This window comes from Sphingomonas sp. G-3-2-10, from assembly GCF_012927115.1.
Classification (GTDB): domain Bacteria; phylum Pseudomonadota; class Alphaproteobacteria; order Sphingomonadales; family Sphingomonadaceae; genus Sphingomonas.
Genome location: NZ_JABBFY010000001.1, coordinates 467,245 through 483,843 on the forward strand (window position 1 = coordinate 467,245; position 16,599 = coordinate 483,843).

The window sequence follows — 16,599 nt, forward strand, 5'->3', positions numbered from 1 at the left end:
GCCACGGCACAGCGACGAACCAGACCCTAGACTGGGGCAGCGATTGCGCTAGTCATTGTGCCATGAGCGGCCTGGACATCGTCGAAACCCCGTCGCCCAATTTCAACGCGCGCGACGCCGAGATCAGCATGATCGTGCTGCACTACACCGGCATGCGCAGCGCGGAGGAAGCGCTGGCGCGGCTGTGCGATCCGCTGGCCGAAGTCTCCGCCCATTACCTGATCGACGAGGACGGAACGATCCACCGGCTGGTGGCGGAGGACAAGCGCGCCTGGCACGCGGGCAAATCGCACTGGCGCGACATTCCCAACGTCAATTCGGCGTCGATCGGTATCGAACTGGTCAATCCGGGCCACGAACATGGCTATCGCGAATTCCCGCCCGCGCAGATGGGATCGCTGATCCCGCTCGTGGCCGAGATCAAGGAGCGGTACGGCATCACGCGCGGCAATGTGGTGGGCCATTCGGACGTCGCCCCGGCCCGCAAGGAGGATCCGGGCGAGCTGTTCAACTGGCACGCGCTGGCGCGGCTGCGGCTGGCGCTGCCCAGGCCGACCCGCAATCTGGTCGATCCCGGCTGGAGCGATGCGGGCTTCATGCTGGCGCTCCAGCGCTTCGGCTACGACATCGACGACGCGCCCGCTGCGGTGACCGCCTTCCAGCGCCGCTTCCGCCCCGAGATGATCGACGGCGAGATCGACCGCGAATGCTGCTGCCTGCTGCTCGCCTTGCTGCTGCCCCAGCCGCAGGGCGACGATTGAACCGAGCCCTTGCGCTCGCGCTGACCGGGCTGGCCGGGGCGGCGGGCTGGTATCTCTGCCTGGATATTTCGGCTGCGGCGGAGCGCGAGATGCCCGCTGCGCGCTGGCTCTGGTATGGCGGACATGTCGCGGCCGCAGCGCCTGTGCTGCTGATCGCGCCGATTCAGTTCATGGCGGGTATCCGCGGCGCCCGGCCGGCGGTGCATCGCTGGCTGGGGCGGGTGTATCTGGGTCTGTCGCTGGTCGCGGGCGTGATGGCGGTCGCGCTGGGGCTGACGATGGAAGCGCAGGGGACCGAATTGCCTTTGGTGATGTTCGGGCTGTTGTGGATCGGCTTTTCCGCGCTGGCGTGGCTCGCGGCGCGCAAGCGCGACTGGACTGCGCATCGCCAGTTCACCATCCGCAGCTTCGCCATCGCCACTTCGTTCGTGTTGCTCCATCTGCTTCAGGCGGGGGAGGCGGTGTTGTTCGGCTGGCTCGACTGGCCCGAGCTTCGCTACGCCACGCGCGGCTGGCTGAGCCTCGTCCTGCCGCTGCTGGCGGCAGAAGCATATCTCAGCTGGTGGCCCGCCGCGCGGCGGGTGTTTGCCAAGCGGTGATCCTCGCTGTATCGCGCGCCTTGCCAGAGGGTCGGGCGGCCGCGGGTGTGCAAGCACGCGAGGAAAGTCCGGGCTCCACGGAACGACGGTGCCGGGTAATGCCCGGCGAGGGTGACCTTAGGGAAAGTGCCACAGAGAGCAGACCGCCCACTGGTCCGTAAGGACTAAGGGTAAGGGTGAAAGGGTGCGGTAAAAGCGCACCGCGCGACCGGCAACGGAAGCGGCACGGCAAACCCCACCGGGAGCAAAACCGAATAGGGACGGCATATGGGCCTCGTTCCGGCCCGTCGTCCGGGTTGGTTGCTTGAGCGGCGGAGCGATCCGTCGCCTAGAGGAATGGTCGCCTATCCCTTTCGAGGGTGGACAGAACCCGGCTTACAGACCCTCTGGCATTTTCCTTTCCCTCCCGTCCGAAATGGCGGAGGAGGAGGGATGTTCAGAACGCTCTACCCCGAAATCGAACCCTATGAGACCGGCATGCTCGATGTCAGCGATGGGCATGTCATCTATTACGAGCGCTGCGGCACGCCCGGCGCCAAGCCCGCAGTGTTCCTGCATGGCGGCCCCGGCGGCGGCATTTCGCCGACGCACCGGCGGCTGTTCGATCCCGCGCTGTACGACGTCATGCTGTTCGACCAGCGCGGCTGCGGCCGATCGACGCCGCATGCCGGGCTGGAGGCAAACACGACTTGGCACCTGGTCGCCGATATCGAACGGCTTCGCGAGCTGGCCGGGGTCGAGCAATGGCTGGTGTTCGGCGGCTCATGGGGCTCGACCCTCGCGCTCGCCTATGCCGAGACGCATGTCGAGCGGGTGACCGAGCTGGTGCTGCGCGGCATCTATATGTGCACCAAGCCCGAGCTGGACTGGTTCTACCAGTTCGGGGTGTCGGAGCTGTTCCCGGAGAAATATGAGCGCTTCGTCGCGCCGATCCCGGAGGCGGAGCGGGGCGACATGCTGACCGCCTATCACCGCCGCCTGACCACCGGCTCGCTGGAGGATCAGGTCGCCGCCGCACGCGAGTGGAGCATCTTCGAAGGCGAGATCATCACCCTGCTGCCCGATCCGGCGATGTCGGCGCAGCATGACGACGGCCATTTCGCGCTCGCTTTCGCCCGGATCGAGGCGCATTATTTCGTCAACAATTGCTGGCTGGAGCCGGGCCAGTTGCTGCGAGACGCCCAGCGCCTGCGCGCGATCCCCGGGACGATCGTTCACGGCCGCTACGACATGCCGTGCCCGGCGCGGTACGCTTGGGAGCTGCACAAGGCGTGGCCCGAGACGGACTTCCACCTGATCGACGGCGCGGGGCACGCATTCTCGGAGCCGGGCATTCTCGACCAACTGATCCGCGCGACGGATCGCTACGCAGGTAAAAGCGAGGCGTGATCGCGTGCCGGGCGGGCAGGGGATTCCCCCCGCCCGGCCGCGCGGATATCAGACCAGCACGCGTTCCGGCCGGCCGACTTCCTCGAGCACGGTTTCGCGGTCGATCTCCATCAGGGGTTTGATCAGACCGTCGCGCATGTCGTACACCCAGCCGTGGAGGAAGAGTTCCTGCCCCTCGGCAAAAGCCTGGCGGATCGTTTCGAGCTGGGCGAGGCGGACCAGCTGGTCGCGCACGTTCAGCTCGACAAGGCGGTTCGCGCGGGCATCGGCGTCGCCCATCGCGTCCACTTCATGGGCATGGTCGCAATACACCGTGCGGGCATTTTCCAGCCAGTCATGGACCGGTCCGCTGGTGCCACCGTCCAGCGCCGCGCGCACGCCGCCACAGCCATAATGGCCGCAGATGATGACGTGGCGCACCTTCAGCACGGTGACCGCATATTGCACGACCGAGAGCAGGTTGACGTCGTCCTCATGCACCAGATTGGCGACGTTGCGGTGGATGAACATGCCGCCCGGGGGCGTCATGGTCATCTGTTCGGGCGCGACGCGGCTGTCGGAACAGCCGATCCACAGGAATTGCGGCTTCTGGCCCTGAACCTGACGCTCGAAGAAATCGGCGCGTTCGGCGGTGTGTTCGTCTGCCCAGGCGCGATTGGCGAGCAGCAGCTGGCGATAATCCTTCATGCGTAAACGACCTCCTGGCGCGGCGCACGGATGCGCGGCGCGGTACGCTCCGCGAGATCGCCTCGGACCACGACCTTGATGTCGCGATACTCGGCGGCGCGGATGAAATCATTGATGATGTCGATATTGTCGATGTCGACGAACTCGGTGCTGGACAGATCGATCAGCACGTCGGTGCCGTCGGGCACGCGATCGAGCACGGTTTGCAGCTCAACCTTGTGCATGAAGTACAGGTTGCGCCGTGCGCGGACGAGGCAATCCCGGCCTTCGCAGACATAGCTGATCGCCGGGCGGAAGTTGCGTGCGATCACGAACGCGAAGCCGACGCCCAGGCCGATGAAGATGCCCGTGAGCAGATCGGTGACCAGGATCGCGCCGACCGTGACGGTGAACGGCACGAACTGGCTCCAGCCCTGAGCGAACTTCTTGCGGAACAGGTCCGGCTTGGTCAGCTTGTAGCCGGTCGCGATCAGGACCGCCGCGAGCGAAGCCAGCGGGATCAGGTTCAGCACGGTGGGGATCAGCAACAGGCTGAGCAGCAGCCACAGGCCGTGCAGGATCGTCGACTTCTTGCTGGCCGCGTTGGAATCGACGTTGGCCGAGCTGCGGACGATCACCGAAGTGACCGGCAGGCCGCCGATCAGGCCGGAGACCAGGTTGCCGCTGCCCTGCGCAAACAGTTCGCGGTTCTTGTCGGTGGTGCGGCGCTGGGGATCGAGCTGATCGACCGCCTTGACGCTGAGCAGCGATTCGAGGCTGGCGACGAGCGCGAGGGTGACCGCGGTGGTCCACACGACCGGATTGCCGATCTGGCCGAAGTCGGGGAAGGCGAGCAGCCCGATGACGCCGCCGAAGCCTTCGACGACCGGCACCTGCACCAGATGGCTGGGGTTGATCTGAAACTGCGGCGCGGCATTGGCGAAGATCGAGTTGGCGACGACGCCGAACACGACGACCACGAGCGGGCCGGGCACGAAGCGCAGCGGGCCTTCGCTCGGGCGGGCCTTGTCCCACCAGAACAGGAAAGCGATCGACACGGCTGCGATGATCGCCGCGCCCCACACCATCTTCTCCTGCAGCACGTACCACAGGGTGGAGAAGGTGTTGCGCCCGTCGGGCTGGAGGAAAGCGAAGCTGCCTTCGTAATCCCCGTCATAGCCGATCGCGTGCGGGACCTGCTTGAGGATCAGGATCAGGCCGATCGCCGCGAGCATCCCGGTGATGACCGAGCTGGGGATGAATTCGCTGAGGATGCCGGTCTTGGTAAGGCCGAAGACGAGCTGCATCGTGCCCGCAAGCACGACGGCGAGGAGAAAGGCCTCGAACGAAGGCAGGCTCTGGATCGCGGCGAGCACGATCACGGTGAGGCCGGCGGCGGGGCCGCTGACCGAGAGCGGCGACTTGCTGAGCGCGCCGACGACGATGCCGCCGACGATGCCCGCAATCAGACCGGACATGAGCGGTGCGCCTGAGGCGAGGGCGACGCCGAGGCAAAGCGGTAGCGCTACCAGCGCGACGACGATCGACGCAGGGACATCCTGCCGCCACGTGGCGGAGGATTGGGGTGTTCGTGGCACGCAGTTCTCCATTTTTATTGTTTTCACGGCTGCCGCCCCCAGCGAGCCGTGACAGGAAGGCGATATCTCTACTGCATTGCACAAATACTGCCGCGCACCAGCGTGGCGATGGATCGTGCGTTCACGCCGATGAAATGAGAGAAAAATGTCCCGATTTGCAGATATTTGTTTCTAGTGTTGCGTCGCATTAGCAATAATGCTGCTGCGGTGCGGTCGTGTCGAATCCGGCCGGATGCGTGGATGCGCCATTCTTGAGCGGCGTAGCGAAGGAGAGGCTGGCGTTACGCCGGCTTGCTGCCTATTTGCGGGCGGTTATGGCGCGTTCCACCCGATCTTCCGACTGGGGCTTTCCCCGCTGGCGCAGCTATGGCGCAGAGCGCGAAGCCGTGCAGGTACGCCTGTGCGACCGCCACGGATGCGAGGAACCGGGCGACCGGCCCGCGCCCAAATCGCCCAACAGCCCCGAACGCTGGTATTTCTGCGAGGCGCATGCGGCCGAGTACAACCGCAACTGGAACTATTTCGAAGGGCTGACCGCCGAGGAAGCCGCCGAGCGCGAGGCGAATGAGCGGCGCGATGCCGGCGGGTTCGCGGAATCGAAGCATAATGGCTGGGCGGGGCCTGGCGACGGCAGCCGCTCGCGCGACGAGATGCGCGCACTGGAAGTGCTCGAACTCGAAGTCGATGCCGATTTCGAAGCAGTGCGGCTGGCGTGGCGGCGGATGGCAAAATCGAACCATCCCGATGTGAAGCCGAACGATGCCGATGCCGCGAAGCGTTTCCAGGCGATCCAGGCGGCTTATGAAGTGCTCAAGGCCGCGGAGGAGCGGCGGACCTGGAAGCCCGATTGAGGCATCTGCCCGCCAACTGGTCGAGCGCGTTGCTGGTCTGCGCCAAATGCTCGCGGAAGCTGGATGGCGGGTTCGGCCGCAAGGGCAAGGCGCCGCTGGCAAAGGCGCTGCGCAAGCACCTGAAATTGAAGAAGGGCCGTAAGGCCGCAGCGGGAATCGTCGAGGTCCGCTGCCTCGGCGTCTGTCCAAAGGGCGCGGTGACGGTGGTCAATGGCGCGGAGAGCCGCGACTGGCTGCTGGTGCCCGCCGGCGCCGATCTGAACGAGGTTGCCGCCGCACTTAAGCTCTAATTCAGGCCAGTATCGGCAGGAAGCGCTTGCCCTCACAGCGAAATCGCTGCGGGAGTGTCCCGGATTTACACCCAAATGGGGGTGTACAGCCGGACTGCAATTGCGCATCCATGAACGTGTTATCGCGTTCTATCCGGGAGGGTAAGTTTATGAAGAAGTTTGCGTATGCCGCCGCCGCCATCGGCCTCACCATCGCTGCGCCGGTCGCCGCCGCTCAGGCGGACCTGATCCAGCAGCTGTTCGACAAGGCCACCGAAATCTACGGCACCAAGGGTTTCAACCCGACCGGCTGGGAAACCCGCGGTGAGCTGGGCAACGGCGCTTCGAAGAGCGTGCAGGTCACCTTCAACGGTGGTTCGCAGTTCAGCATCGTCGGCGTCTGCGACGGCGACTGCAAGGATCTGAACATCTATCTGACCGACTCGTCGGGCAAGCTGGTCGATTCCGACGTCGAGGATGACGATTTCCCGATCGTCGCCGCTTCGGCTCCGGGCACGTACACCGCCCGCATCGAGATGAAGAGCTGCACCGCCGCGCCCTGCGGCTTCGGCGCCAAGGCGTTCAAGCAGTAAGCATCAGCCGTCGGCTTTACCGGTGACGAAAGGCCCTGCGTTCCACCCGGAGCGCAGGGCCTTTTCGATTCGTCCGGCATCGCCCTGGCGGACGGGAGGGCGCTTTTCCCGCCGACCGACGGTGACGGAGACCGGTGGCAACGCTCTCCCGAGCCGTAATATGCTGTGATTCGCCCGGAAACCGGCGCCTCGGCTTGACTGGGGAGGTGCATTCCCGAAGACAGGGTGCGAAACGAGTCCGAATTCATCGGGAGGGTGTAAAATGATCAAGCTCGCTTATGCCGCCGCCGCAGCCGCCGCCGTGCTGCTCCCCACCGCCGCCGTGACTGCCGCGACGCAGAACGACATCGTCCAGATGCTGTTCGACAAGGCGACCGAAATCTATGGCGGCAAGGGCTATTCGCCCACCGGCTGGGAAACCCGCGGCGAGATGAAGCAGGGCGCGGAGCAGAGCTTCCAGGTCGCGCTGAAGGGCGGATCGGAATTCAGCATCGTCGGCGTCTGCGACACCGATTGCAGCAATCTCGACATCTACCTGACCGACGCCAGCGGCAAGCTGGTCGATTCCGACGTCGAGGATGACGATTTCCCGATCGTCGGCGCGACCGCTCCCGGCACCTACACCGCGCGCGTGGTGATGAAGGGCTGCTCGTCGGCTCCCTGCGCGTTCGGTGCCAAGGCGTTCAAGAAGTAACTTCAGCGCCCTGAAACGACAGGAAGCGCGTCGCGGCTCCGGCTGCGGCGCGCTTCGTCGTTCAGGGCCTGGTTTCCGTGGCGGGCTTCGCCAGCGGCTTCGACAGGTTGAGCCGGCGGATCTCGACGATGCGCGCGCCCTCGACCTTTCCTTCGACCAGTTCGGTGCCGGACAGCGCGAAAACCCGTCCGCCGGTGAAGATCGGACGCGAATTGCCGTACCAGTCGATGCACGAGACTTCGCACTCATAATCCGGGTCGACCGCGGAATCGCGCGGGGAGGCCTTCAGTTCGCCCAGCCGGGTGACCTCGCGAGCGCGATCGATGGCGAAGAAGCTGATGTCGGATGGCGCGCTGCGCCAGTACCAGGTCGTATCGTCGTCTTCCCGCACGACGGTCGGCAGCCCGAACAGTCCGTCGCCGGCCGGCGCGATCATGCTGTTGAACGCGTGGCTGCGCCCTTCGCTTTCGAACCGGTTGCGAAGGAAGGTGGGCGCGCCGAGCCTGGGCTGCTCGCCGGACAGGTCGAGCACACTGATCTTCAGGCCCGCGCCGTCGGTATAGCCGGTCATCACCGCATCCTCGCCGATCCGCTCGAGGCGGACGACGCTGTGCGGCACGGACAGGCTTTTCGCCGCGCGCGGATCGCGCAGCGGCACGGCCACTGCGGTCGTGCTCAGCGGCTTGAAGTCATCGTCGTCGGCATCATAGGGTCGGCTATGGCCCCATCCGGTGCGGCCGGCATAGACCAGTTGTGTGTCGGTGAAGCGGTTTTCAACCATCCGCGCGCCGGGCGAGGGCAGGAGCGTATAGGCCCGCGCCGGCGCCTCATAGGGGCGCCAGTCGAGTGCCGATAGGGGTACGTCCATCAGGTGCAGGCTGGGCGTCGGATACTCCTCGCTCGACTTGCCACCGCACACGATCGGCACCCAGCCGAGCAGCGCGCGAAACCGTCCGTCGCGGGCATCGAACGAGAATTGGTCGAACGGCATCCCCTTGGTGCGCAGCGCGGTCGGTTCGTCGCCCGACAGCGGCATCCGGAACAGCGCGGCGGGATGAGCGTCGGCAGGCCCGCGCCGGCCCCACTCGTCGCAATCCGGGTCCCAGCGAGAGGGATCATATTCGTCATTGGCGGGGCCGACCCACAGCCAGGCGTCGGTGGGCGTCACATAGAATTGCCGGTCGCCCGGGCCGATCACCGCAGTGGTGCGGCAGCGCATGTCGCGGCCGGGCCGGATCGCGCCGATCGGGCAGGTCGAGATGGTGTGGACGGTCGGCTGGATCGTCTCTTGGATGGGCTTGTAGATCGATCGCGCATCGAACAGCGGCACGCCCCGCGCTTCGCCCTTCTCCCGCTCCGCTTCGGGCAGCCAGCGGCGCACCACCGGCCATTCGAACTTCGAATCCGGATCGAAATCGGTGAGATCGAGCGGGGCATAGACGACCAGCTGATCCCCGACGAGGCGCGTCGCGTAATTCTCGGTATCGTAATAGTCGTTCGAGCTCATCAGGAAGACGCCCTCGGAGGCGAGCTTGCCTTCCTTGCTCAGGCTGAAGACCGAGACTTCGGTCGCGTCTTCCTCATAGGAATAGGCGGTGACGATGACGTGATCGTCCTGCACCAGCATCTCGTCGTACCAGGCGCCCGAATCCTTGTCGCGATAGACGTTGACCCGATCGACCAGCGCCAGCCCGTCCCTGCCGCGCGTATCGATCGCGAAGATGCGCCCGTCCTGCAGCACCAGCAGGAACGGGCCGATCTGCTTGACGATATCGCCTTCGTCGACCCCGGCTTCCTGCACATTGGTGATGCTGGCCGGCGGCGCGGCGCGCGATCCGGTGACGAGGATACTCTCGCCCTCACCCTTGGGGCAATCTTCGGGGGTCGGGCAGGGGGGATCCTGCGGGTCCTGCAACTGCGCGACCAGCACGGGGCCGCTGCGGCCCGCCCACCACGCGCCGCGCTTCTTCGCTTCGGCGCGGACGCGGCGGAGATAGGCGCGCAACTCGCCCTCGCTGGAGAAGCGTTCGAGTGTCGGGCTGGTCAGGCTGCGCGGCAGCGGCCGGGTCTCTGGATCGGGGGTCTGGGCGTGAGCGGCCAGCGGCAGGGCCAGCGCAGTTGCCAGCAGCAGCATCCACGGTCTCGACATGGCGTTCCCCTCCTCGCCGCGATTTGCGCCGAGCATATCGCAGGCGCGGACGGCGGGGAAGCGGCGCTCAGGCGTAGCGCGTCGCCGTTTCGCGCACCAGTGCGATCATGTTGGGAATGCCCTGCGTCCGGTTCGAACTGAGCTGGTTGCGCAAGTCGAACGGCGCGAGCGCGGCTTCGATGTCGGTGGCGAGGATGTCGGCCGGGCTGCGATCCTGCACGGTGAGCAGGACGAGGGCGATGATGCCCTTGGTGATCGCGGCGTTCGAGTCCGCGAGGAAATGGAGCGTCCCGTTGTCCGCGCGGGTGGGATAGACCCATACCGCCGCCGAACAGCCCCGCACCAGAGTCGCATCGGTCTTGAGCGGATCGGGCATCGGCTCGAGCGAGCGGCCCAGATCGATCAGCAGGCGATAGCGGTCGTCGGGTTCCAGGAATTCATATTCTTCCTGAAGGTCGGTGAGGGTCGGCATGGCTGGAGCCTATAGCGCCGACCCTCGATTAATCCACCGTCATGCCGGATCATTGTCCGGCACCCGCGATCCCGGGGAACCCTGGGCCGGGATAGCCACCCGGTTCCCCTTGCCGCGGACCCCCGTCTCCCTGACCGGGGCGACGGCTTTTCCGTCAGAGGTCGACGCCGGCGGCGATCGCCTCGAGCTTGCGCATCCGTTCCTTCAGATCCGCCAGTTCGATGCGCGAAGCCACCGAAGGGGCGCCGCCATCCGTGGTCGGCGCATTGAGCGCCTGGTGACCGTGAAGTTCCTCGCGCTTCAGCGAGAGCCAGCTGCGCCAGCCCGAAAGTCCTGCCGCGGTGACCATGCCGAGACCGGCAAGGCTGGCGGTGGCCATCGTGATGTAGAGATTTACGTCGTTGGTCACATCGTCCTCCCGTCAGACGTTGTTCTTGTCGCGGAGCCGTTCGATCTCGCGATCGAGGCGGCTTGCGCTGGTCTGGTCATCGGTGATGACCCGTTCGAGCACCTGGATGCGCTCCTTGAGCGAAGCGATCTCGCCGCGGAGCCGCTGGTTCTCGGCGGCCGAGCGGCCATCATCGACATGGGTTTCGTTGCCCCACTGATCCTTGCGGACCCCGTATTTGGCCTTGAGAACCCCGGCGATCGACACGATCAGCACGATACCGATGACCATTTCGAACGGATTCATCGCCTTTTCCTTCCCTTTTTCGTCTGTGATCCGCTGGCGCTTATTCGGCCGGCTGGATCATCTGCTGGCGCTCCGCGCGGCGGCGGGGGCGGTCCCGGCTCTCGGCGAGCCAAATGAAGCCACCGCAGAGCGCGGCGAGCACACCGAATACGATAATCATGATACTGTCCTTCTGGTCGGGTCGCGAGGACCCTTGTTCCTAGTTGAGCGGCTGATCCCTCAGCTGCTCGATTTCGTCGGAGAGATCGGCGCCCTTGTCGGTGGCGATCCGCTCCAGAACCCGGACCCGCTGTTCGAGCCGTTCGGTCTGCGCCGCATATTGCGCGGCCTTTTCGGCGACCATCTGGGCTTCCAGTTCCATCTTGCGCTGCTGCAATGCGAACCAAGCCTTGAGGAAGACGCCTCCGAAGATGGCGATCGTTCCGCAGAGAATGCCGAGGACGGGGACCCAGATCGGGCTCATGTCAGTCTCTCCTCAGTTCGGCCAGTTAGTTGCGGGTGCCGCGCAGCTGCTCGATCTCGCGATCCAGGCTGTGCGAACTGTCGGTGACGATGCGTTCCACATTCGCCAGCCGGTCCTTGATCGAGCCGAGCTCGGCGCGGAGCTGAGCGTTTTCCTGGCTGATCAGCTTGATCCGTTCCATCGCTTCGTCGTTGTTCTTCGGATAGACTGCCTGTCCCCAGGCGCCGTCGAGCGGGTAACCGTTCTTGATCCGGAGCCAGGTGGTCAGAACCCATCCGCCGATCGCGATCGAAACGATCACGGCGATGAAGGGGAAGACCGATTGCATGAACATGATCTTTTCCATCGTCTGTCCTCTCAGCGCAGGCTGTCGATTTCGCGGGCGGTGCGCTCGGCGGGATCGGTGGCGATCCGTTCGAGGACCGCGATCCGCTCTTCGAGCCGCGAGATCTGGCCGGTAAGCCGTCCGTTCTCGTTGGAGAGCAGCTCGATCTTGCGTTCGGCTGCCGGGTCGCTCTTGGCGGTGCTGCCCGACCATTCATTCTCGATCGGATATCCGTGCTTGGCCCGGATCCAGGTGCTGATCAGCCAGCCGGCGGTCGAGATCGCGATGATGGCGATGACGAAGCCAGGTCCACCCCAATCCATTGTCTTTCCTCCCTTTGTCAGCCGCTGCCGGTATCAGCGCAGGCTGTCGATTTCGTCGGCGAGACGCGTGTTGCGGCTCGTATAGTACATCTCGATGTCGGCGAGGCGGCGATCGATGTCGCGGAACTTCGAGCGAACCTCGGCGGTCGAGCGCTTCGGGTTGCTGCGAACGCCCTGCCAGAACTTCTGGTCCTCGGCGCCGGTGTAGAGTTCACGCGGCTTGGCCGGGGCCATCATCGCGATCAGGATATAGGCGACGATCACCATCCCGCTGGTCATCAGCGTCAGGAGGATCATGCCGACCCGGAGCCAGAGAGCCTCGATCCCGGTGTAATCGGCGAGACCCGAGCAGACACCGAAAACCTTGCCGTTCTGTTTGTCGAGGTAGAATTTGGTGCGGCTGGCGGACATCTTAGTTCCTCCTGCTGAAGTCGTAGGCGTCGTCTTCCGAGCGACGGGCGGGGCGGAAATCCGGGTTGTCGGCGGCAATGATGCGTTCGACGGTCTGGAGCCGCTCCTCGAGCTGGCGGGCGAGATAGTGCAGCTCGTCGAGCAGCTTCTCGTCCTCGCCGGTGATCGTCGCGGCGGTCTTCCACTTGGTGATGTAGTGGAAGATCACCCAGGGAAGCCCGATGAAGAGCATCCCGACGATCACGATGGGAAGGAAGACATCTTCCATCGGATCAACCCTTCTTGGCCATGCGCTGCTTCAGCGCGGCGAGTTCGGCATCGACCTTGTCCGACGAACGGAGCTCGGCGATTTCTTCCTCGAGCGTCTTCGGCTCGCTGCCCATGCCGGCGGCGTCCGCGCGGCCCTCGGCCAGATCGACCCGGCGCTCCATCACGTCGAAGCGCGAGAAGGCGTCCTGCATCCGCGAACCGTTGGTCACCTCGCGCAGGCGGGCCCGGTTGTTGGCGCTTTCCAGACGGGTCTGGATCGAGTTCTGGCGGGCGCGAGCCTCGCGCAGCTTGGTCTGGAGCTTCTGGATGTCCGCTTCCGACGCCTGGAGAGCTTCGTCGAGCACCGCGATCTCTTCACCGAGCTGCTCGCACATGTCGGCGGCCTTCTGGCGCTCGACGAGTGCGGCCTTGGCCAGGTCTTCGCGATCCTTGGACAGCGCCAGCTCGGCCTTTTCGGTCCAGCTCTCCTGGAGCTTTTCGAGGCGGGCGATGTGACGGCGCATTTCCTTCTGGTCAGCGATGGTGCGCGCCGCGCTGGCGCGGACTTCGACCAGGGTTTCCTCCATCTCGAGGATGATCATGCGGATCATCTTGGCCGGGTCTTCCGCCTTGTCGAGCAGGTCGGTGACGTTGGCTGCGATGATATCGCGGGTTCGCGAGAAAATGCCCATCTGACTTCACTCCTTCGGAACTTGTACTGTGGCGGGAGGGACTAGGGGGTATCCCTCCCGCCGGGTGCCGATCGCCGGGGCGGGCGATCGGCGGGGTCTGTGGTTACGCGACCGCGGTGACCGCCGAACCGACGACGCTGGACATCAGGACGATGCCGGTGACGAAGGTGAGTGCGACGGCTGCGAAGGCGTTGCGGTAGTAGTTGCTCTGGTAGGTCATTGTCTGTTCCCTGAACCTTGTGTCTTGTTTTTGGTGGCCCGTTGGCGGGCTTGCCTGATACTCAGCATGATGCGTGCCAAATGCGAAAAAGCCACGGTTTTCCGCCATTTTTGCTGTTCACACAGCGTTCAGTTGGCATTTTGCACTTGCCAATTGTTGGGAAAATTCGCCAAGGATTTGGCATGGAACGCACAACGCAGGTCATCGGCCAGTCGTCGGCCTTTCTCGATGCGCTCGAACGCGCCAGCCGCGCGGCTGCGCTCGATCGCCCGGTGCTGGTGATCGGCGAACGCGGAACCGGCAAGGAACTGGTCGCCGAGCGTCTCCACCGCCTGTCGCAGCGCTGGGACCAGCCACTGGTGGTGATGAACTGTGCCGCGCTGCCCGAGACGCTGATCGAAGCCGAATTGTTCGGGCACGAAGCGGGGGCCTTTACCGGCGCGACCAAGGCGCGGGCAGGGCGGTTCGAGGAGGCGCATCGCGGCACTTTGTTCCTCGACGAACTCGGCACGCTGTCGATGGGCGCGCAGGAGCGGCTGTTGCGCGCGGTCGAATATGGCGAGATCCACCGCATCGGATCGTCACGGCCGGTGCGGGTCGATGTGCGCATCGTGGCGGCGACCAACGAGCATCTGCCTGACCGGGTGGAAGCCGGGACGTTCCGCGCCGACTTGCTCGACCGGCTGAGCTTCGAAGTCGTCACCTTGCCGCCGCTGCGCCATCGCGGCGGCGACGTGATGGTGCTCGCCGAATTCTATGGCCGCCGGATGCGATCGGAGATCGGGCAGGAGGACTGGCCCGGCTTCGGGCCGAGCGCGACCGACATCCTCGAAAATTACGACTGGCCGGGCAATGTCCGCGAACTGCGCAACGTGGTGGAGCGGGCAGTCTATCGCTGGGAGCAGGACGGCCCGATCGACTCGATCGAGATCGACCCGTTCCAGTCGCCCTATCGCCCGCGCACCGCGAAGCCTGCGCCGGCTGCTGCTGCCGCCGGCGCGGGGGAAGAGGCGGCGCCGATCGTGGTGATCGCCCAGGCGCCCGACGAGGCGCGCGATTTCAAGACGCGGGTCAATCGCTTCGAACGCGACCTGCTGGCGCGGGCGCTGGCGGAATGCCGCTACAATCAGCGCACGACGGCGGAAGCGCTGGGGCTGACCTATGACCAGCTGCGCCACGCGCTGAAGCGGCACGAGCTGCTGAACGCGGGCGGATGACCTTATCCATTCCTCCCTCGCTGCGAAGACAGCGGGGGAGGGGGACCGCCCACCGTAGCGAAGCGAAGGTGGGGGTGGAGGGGGCTTACCCCTTCACCGCTATGGTGGTCAGTATGTGTAGAAGTACGCCGTCGAGATTCTTCATGGCCTCGCGGGCAGGGATGCGCAGGGTGCGCACGTTTTGGGTTGCGAGCCACGCATCGCGCTTCGCATCCCGCGCCGGCCGGTCCCCATAGCCATGCGCCTCGCCATCGATCTCGATACACAGCTTGGCTTTGGCGCAGTAAAAATCGAGACGGTATGGGCCCGCCGGATGTTCGCGGCGGAAATAGTGGCCGCCCGGCTCCTTGCGCAGTTCCAGCCACAGCCGGATTTCTGCAGGGCTCATTTCCTTGCGGGATTTGCGCGCGGCGCGCTTCGCGCCTGACCAGCCCTTCAATTCCACGGGGTAAGCCCCCTCCGTCAGCGCTTCGCGCTGCCACCTCCCCCGCAGGTGCCCTGCGGGGGAGGAATCAGTGCTTACCGGAACGCCACCATGCACAGCAGCATCGGGATCGACAGCATCGTGTTGAACCGCGACGCCATCATCGCCATCTTCGCGGCCTTGGCCTTCGCTGCGTCGTCGGCCTGGACGATGCCCAGCGCCTTCTTCTGGTTCGGCCAGATCACGAACCACACATTGGCAGCCATGATCACCGCCAGCCACATGCCGATGCCGATCAGCTGGAAGCCTTCCTTCAGCGCCATCGCTTCGTGAAGCTCGTCATACAGCCATGCGAGGATCAGGCCGGTCAGCACGGTGAACGCAGCGGCCCAGCGGAAGAAGAACAGCGCCTTGGGGGCGATGAACTTCGATACACCCGGCTTCAGCTCCGCCGGAATCGACGGCATGGTCGGGATCTGCACGAAGTTGAAATAATAGAGCAGGCCGATCCAGGTGATGCCGAAGAATACATGCAGCCACTGGAACACGCTGGTCGCGGGCGGGGTGGGCATCGATGCGGCCAGCGGCGAGAGCATCAGGCCGATCGCCAGCGCGAAGCCGACCGCGAGCACGGCGTGCAGATTTCCGAAAAACTTGTCCATCGAACGGTCCCCTCTGTTGGGCGGTCCACTTGCCCCGGGACCACCTTCGCGGTTCACCCTATGCCGGGAGAAATCGTTTGTCACATGCAACGATTTATCGGTGTTCCCCGCGCGGAATTCGCCTAGTGCCGGGACCGGATCGCGCGGGCGTTCGTTCTGCCCGCGAACCGCTTCATACGGAGAGTAATCATGGCTTTCGAACTTCCAGCACTTCCCTATGCCCAGGACGCCCTTGCGCCGCACATGTCCGCCGAGACGCTGGAGTTCCACCACGGCAAGCACCACAAGGCCTATGTCGACAAGACCAACGGACTGATCGCGGGCACCGACCTGGAAAATGCCAGCCTGTCCGAAGTGATCAAGGCGGCCAAGGCACAGGGCAACAAGGGCCTGTTCAACAACTCGGCCCAGATCTGGAACCACAGCTTCTTCTGGAAGAGCCTGTCGCCGGCGAAGCAGACTCCGTCGGGCAAGCTGGCCAAGCTGATCGAGGACAGCTTCGGCACGCCCGAGGAGCTGGTTAAGAAGCTGATCGAGGAATCGACCAATCACTTCGCCAGCGGCTGGGGCTGGCTGGTGCTCGATGGCGACACGCTCAAGATCGGTTCGCTGCACGATGCCGATACCCCGATCGTGCACGAGGGCATGACCCCGCTGCTGACGATCGACGTGTGGGAGCACGCCTATTACGTCGATTACCGCAACGCGCGCCCGAAGTATCTGGAAGCGGTGACCGCGAACCTGATCAACTGGGAATTCGTGGCCGAGAATCTCGACGGCAAGGGCGTGAGCCGCGCCGATCAGGGCTGATCGATCACGATCGCACGAAGAAGGGGCGTCGGATGCAGGTCCGGCGCCCTTTTCGTTGTTCATTCGTC

At 64.9% G+C, this 16,599-nt stretch carries 23 protein-coding genes and 1 other RNA gene; 10 read left to right on the plus strand and 14 right to left on the minus strand.

Annotated features, from left to right (window positions below; genetic code table 11):
• Window positions 1–62 precede the first annotated feature (62 nt).
• The 4 genes from HHL13_RS02385 (at window position 63) to pip (ending at window position 2,749) form a co-directional block, all read left to right on the plus strand.
• A complete protein-coding gene (locus HHL13_RS02385) occupies window positions 63–761 on the plus strand; it encodes an N-acetylmuramoyl-L-alanine amidase (protein ID WP_169554168.1) in 699 nt (232 codons plus the stop codon).
• Complete coding sequence (locus HHL13_RS02390; protein ID WP_169554169.1) at window positions 758–1,360, plus strand: DUF2306 domain-containing protein; 603 nt, start codon at window positions 758–760, stop codon at window positions 1,358–1,360. Before HHL13_RS02385 ends, HHL13_RS02390 begins: the two co-directional genes overlap by 4 nt.
• A 23-nt stretch (window positions 1,361–1,383) precedes the next feature.
• An RNA gene (rnpB, locus tag HHL13_RS02395) (RNase P RNA component class A) lies at window positions 1,384–1,754 on the plus strand.
• Window positions 1,755–1,792: 38 nt separating this feature from the next.
• Window positions 1,793–2,749 carry a prolyl aminopeptidase gene (gene pip / locus HHL13_RS02400; protein ID WP_169554170.1) on the plus strand — a complete coding sequence of 319 codons (957 nt, stop codon included), beginning with the start codon at window positions 1,793–1,795 and terminating at the stop codon, window positions 2,747–2,749.
• 48 nt (window positions 2,750–2,797) lie between these two features.
• On the opposite strand, the gene HHL13_RS02405 is transcribed toward pip, so the two are convergent.
• Window positions 2,798–3,436, minus strand: coding sequence for a carbonic anhydrase (locus tag HHL13_RS02405; RefSeq protein ID WP_169554171.1), 639 nt, complete (start codon window positions 3,434–3,436; stop codon window positions 2,798–2,800).
• Complete coding sequence (locus tag HHL13_RS02410; RefSeq protein ID WP_169556728.1) at window positions 3,433–5,025, minus strand: SulP family inorganic anion transporter; 1,593 nt, start codon at window positions 5,023–5,025, stop codon at window positions 3,433–3,435. Before HHL13_RS02410 ends, HHL13_RS02405 begins: the two co-directional genes overlap by 4 nt.
• A 302-nt stretch (window positions 5,026–5,327) precedes the next feature.
• Here HHL13_RS02410 and HHL13_RS02415 point away from each other — a divergent pair, with 302 nt between their 5' ends.
• The 4 genes from HHL13_RS02415 (at window position 5,328) to HHL13_RS02430 (ending at window position 7,420) form a co-directional block, all read left to right on the plus strand.
• The gene (locus HHL13_RS02415) at window positions 5,328–5,864 is read left to right on the plus strand and encodes a J domain-containing protein (protein WP_169554172.1); all 537 of its coding nucleotides are present in this window, start codon (window positions 5,328–5,330) and stop codon (window positions 5,862–5,864) included.
• A complete protein-coding gene (locus HHL13_RS02420; RefSeq protein WP_240953598.1) occupies window positions 5,861–6,154 on the plus strand; it encodes a (2Fe-2S) ferredoxin domain-containing protein in 294 nt (97 codons plus the stop codon). Before HHL13_RS02415 ends, HHL13_RS02420 begins: the two co-directional genes overlap by 4 nt.
• 149 nt (window positions 6,155–6,303) lie before the next feature.
• Window positions 6,304–6,726 carry a hypothetical protein gene (locus HHL13_RS02425; protein WP_169554173.1) on the plus strand — a complete coding sequence of 141 codons (423 nt, stop codon included), beginning with the start codon at window positions 6,304–6,306 and terminating at the stop codon, window positions 6,724–6,726.
• A gap of 262 nt (window positions 6,727–6,988) precedes the next feature.
• Entirely contained in the window at window positions 6,989–7,420 is a 432-nt protein-coding gene (locus HHL13_RS02430) for a hypothetical protein (protein ID WP_169554174.1), read from the plus strand.
• Between the two features lie 61 nt (window positions 7,421–7,481).
• Here the strand turns inward: HHL13_RS02430 and HHL13_RS02435 are convergent, their stop codons facing one another.
• From HHL13_RS02435 to pspA, 10 genes are all read right to left on the minus strand, one after another.
• Window positions 7,482–9,569, minus strand: a complete 2,088-nt coding sequence (locus HHL13_RS02435; RefSeq protein WP_169554175.1) for a beta-propeller domain-containing protein — start codon at window positions 9,567–9,569, stop codon at window positions 7,482–7,484.
• A gap of 67 nt (window positions 9,570–9,636) precedes the next feature.
• Window positions 9,637–10,041: a SufE family protein gene (locus tag HHL13_RS02440; RefSeq protein ID WP_169554176.1), complete on the minus strand. Its 405-nt coding sequence runs from the start codon at window positions 10,039–10,041 to the stop codon at window positions 9,637–9,639.
• Between the two features lie 154 nt (window positions 10,042–10,195).
• Window positions 10,196–10,420, minus strand: a complete 225-nt coding sequence (locus HHL13_RS02445; protein ID WP_206376964.1) for a hypothetical protein — start codon at window positions 10,418–10,420, stop codon at window positions 10,196–10,198.
• 42 nt (window positions 10,421–10,462) lie between these two features.
• Entirely contained in the window at window positions 10,463–10,735 is a 273-nt protein-coding gene (locus HHL13_RS02450) for a hypothetical protein (protein ID WP_169554178.1), read from the minus strand.
• A 199-nt stretch (window positions 10,736–10,934) separates the two neighbouring features.
• The gene (locus tag HHL13_RS02455) at window positions 10,935–11,198 is read right to left on the minus strand and encodes a hypothetical protein (RefSeq protein WP_169554179.1); all 264 of its coding nucleotides are present in this window, start codon (window positions 11,196–11,198) and stop codon (window positions 10,935–10,937) included.
• 25 nt (window positions 11,199–11,223) lie between these two features.
• The gene (locus HHL13_RS02460) at window positions 11,224–11,544 is read right to left on the minus strand and encodes a hypothetical protein (RefSeq protein ID WP_240953599.1); all 321 of its coding nucleotides are present in this window, start codon (window positions 11,542–11,544) and stop codon (window positions 11,224–11,226) included.
• Between the two features lie 11 nt (window positions 11,545–11,555).
• A complete protein-coding gene (locus HHL13_RS02465; protein ID WP_169554180.1) occupies window positions 11,556–11,846 on the minus strand; it encodes a hypothetical protein in 291 nt (96 codons plus the stop codon).
• Window positions 11,847–11,879: 33 nt separating this feature from the next.
• The gene (pspC, locus tag HHL13_RS02470) at window positions 11,880–12,257 is read right to left on the minus strand and encodes an envelope stress response membrane protein PspC (RefSeq protein ID WP_169554181.1); all 378 of its coding nucleotides are present in this window, start codon (window positions 12,255–12,257) and stop codon (window positions 11,880–11,882) included.
• A gap of 1 nt (window position 12,258) precedes the next feature.
• On the minus strand, window positions 12,259–12,525 hold the full coding sequence (gene pspB, locus HHL13_RS02475; RefSeq protein ID WP_169554182.1) for an envelope stress response membrane protein PspB: 267 nt from the start codon (window positions 12,523–12,525) through the stop codon (window positions 12,259–12,261).
• 4 nt (window positions 12,526–12,529) lie between these two features.
• On the minus strand, window positions 12,530–13,198 hold the full coding sequence (gene pspA / locus HHL13_RS02480) for a phage shock protein PspA (RefSeq protein WP_169554183.1): 669 nt from the start codon (window positions 13,196–13,198) through the stop codon (window positions 12,530–12,532).
• Between the two features lie 402 nt (window positions 13,199–13,600).
• On the opposite strand from pspA, the gene pspF reads away from it, so the two are divergent.
• A complete protein-coding gene (pspF, locus tag HHL13_RS02485) occupies window positions 13,601–14,635 on the plus strand; it encodes a phage shock protein operon transcriptional activator (RefSeq protein ID WP_169554184.1) in 1,035 nt (344 codons plus the stop codon).
• Between the two features lie 85 nt (window positions 14,636–14,720).
• On the opposite strand, the gene HHL13_RS02490 is transcribed toward pspF, so the two are convergent.
• Complete coding sequence (locus HHL13_RS02490) at window positions 14,721–15,080, minus strand: DUF559 domain-containing protein (protein ID WP_346775463.1); 360 nt, start codon at window positions 15,078–15,080, stop codon at window positions 14,721–14,723.
• A 74-nt stretch (window positions 15,081–15,154) separates the two neighbouring features.
• A complete protein-coding gene (locus tag HHL13_RS02495) occupies window positions 15,155–15,721 on the minus strand; it encodes a urate hydroxylase PuuD (RefSeq protein WP_169554185.1) in 567 nt (188 codons plus the stop codon).
• A gap of 189 nt (window positions 15,722–15,910) precedes the next feature.
• Here HHL13_RS02495 and HHL13_RS02500 point away from each other — a divergent pair, with 189 nt between their 5' ends.
• On the plus strand, window positions 15,911–16,531 hold the full coding sequence (locus tag HHL13_RS02500) for a superoxide dismutase (protein WP_169554186.1): 621 nt from the start codon (window positions 15,911–15,913) through the stop codon (window positions 16,529–16,531).
• Window positions 16,532–16,599: the final 68 nt, after the last annotated feature.

Bases quoted from the DNA above. Each gene is read 5' to 3' on its own strand.
- HHL13_RS02385 (WP_169554168.1), top strand. From the start codon at position 63: ATGAGCGGCCTGGACATCGTCGAAACCCCGTCGCCCAATTTCAACGCG.
- pip (WP_169554170.1), top strand. From the start codon at position 1,793: ATGTTCAGAACGCTCTACCCCGAAATCGAACCCTATGAGACCGGCATG.
- HHL13_RS02405 (WP_169554171.1), bottom strand. From the start codon at position 3,436: ATGAAGGATTATCGCCAGCTGCTGCTCGCCAATCGCGCCTGGGCAGAC.
- HHL13_RS02410 (WP_169556728.1), bottom strand. From the start codon at position 5,025: ATGGAGAACTGCGTGCCACGAACACCCCAATCCTCCGCCACGTGGCGG.
- HHL13_RS02415 (WP_169554172.1), top strand. From the start codon at position 5,328: ATGGCGCGTTCCACCCGATCTTCCGACTGGGGCTTTCCCCGCTGGCGC.
- HHL13_RS02425 (WP_169554173.1), top strand. From the start codon at position 6,304: ATGAAGAAGTTTGCGTATGCCGCCGCCGCCATCGGCCTCACCATCGCT.
- HHL13_RS02430 (WP_169554174.1), top strand. From the start codon at position 6,989: ATGATCAAGCTCGCTTATGCCGCCGCCGCAGCCGCCGCCGTGCTGCTC.
- HHL13_RS02435 (WP_169554175.1), bottom strand. From the start codon at position 9,569: ATGTCGAGACCGTGGATGCTGCTGCTGGCAACTGCGCTGGCCCTGCCG.
- HHL13_RS02440 (WP_169554176.1), bottom strand. From the start codon at position 10,041: ATGCCGACCCTCACCGACCTTCAGGAAGAATATGAATTCCTGGAACCC.
- HHL13_RS02445 (WP_206376964.1), bottom strand. From the start codon at position 10,420: ATGGCCACCGCCAGCCTTGCCGGTCTCGGCATGGTCACCGCGGCAGGA.
- HHL13_RS02450 (WP_169554178.1), bottom strand. From the start codon at position 10,735: ATGAATCCGTTCGAAATGGTCATCGGTATCGTGCTGATCGTGTCGATC.
- HHL13_RS02455 (WP_169554179.1), bottom strand. From the start codon at position 11,198: ATGAGCCCGATCTGGGTCCCCGTCCTCGGCATTCTCTGCGGAACGATC.
- HHL13_RS02460 (WP_240953599.1), bottom strand. From the start codon at position 11,544: ATGGAAAAGATCATGTTCATGCAATCGGTCTTCCCCTTCATCGCCGTG.
- HHL13_RS02465 (WP_169554180.1), bottom strand. From the start codon at position 11,846: ATGGATTGGGGTGGACCTGGCTTCGTCATCGCCATCATCGCGATCTCG.
- pspC (WP_169554181.1), bottom strand. From the start codon at position 12,257: ATGTCCGCCAGCCGCACCAAATTCTACCTCGACAAACAGAACGGCAAG.
- pspB (WP_169554182.1), bottom strand. From the start codon at position 12,525: ATGGAAGATGTCTTCCTTCCCATCGTGATCGTCGGGATGCTCTTCATC.
- pspA (WP_169554183.1), bottom strand. From the start codon at position 13,198: ATGGGCATTTTCTCGCGAACCCGCGATATCATCGCAGCCAACGTCACC.
- pspF (WP_169554184.1), top strand. From the start codon at position 13,601: ATGGAACGCACAACGCAGGTCATCGGCCAGTCGTCGGCCTTTCTCGAT.
- HHL13_RS02495 (WP_169554185.1), bottom strand. From the start codon at position 15,721: ATGGACAAGTTTTTCGGAAATCTGCACGCCGTGCTCGCGGTCGGCTTC.
- HHL13_RS02500 (WP_169554186.1), top strand. From the start codon at position 15,911: ATGGCTTTCGAACTTCCAGCACTTCCCTATGCCCAGGACGCCCTTGCG.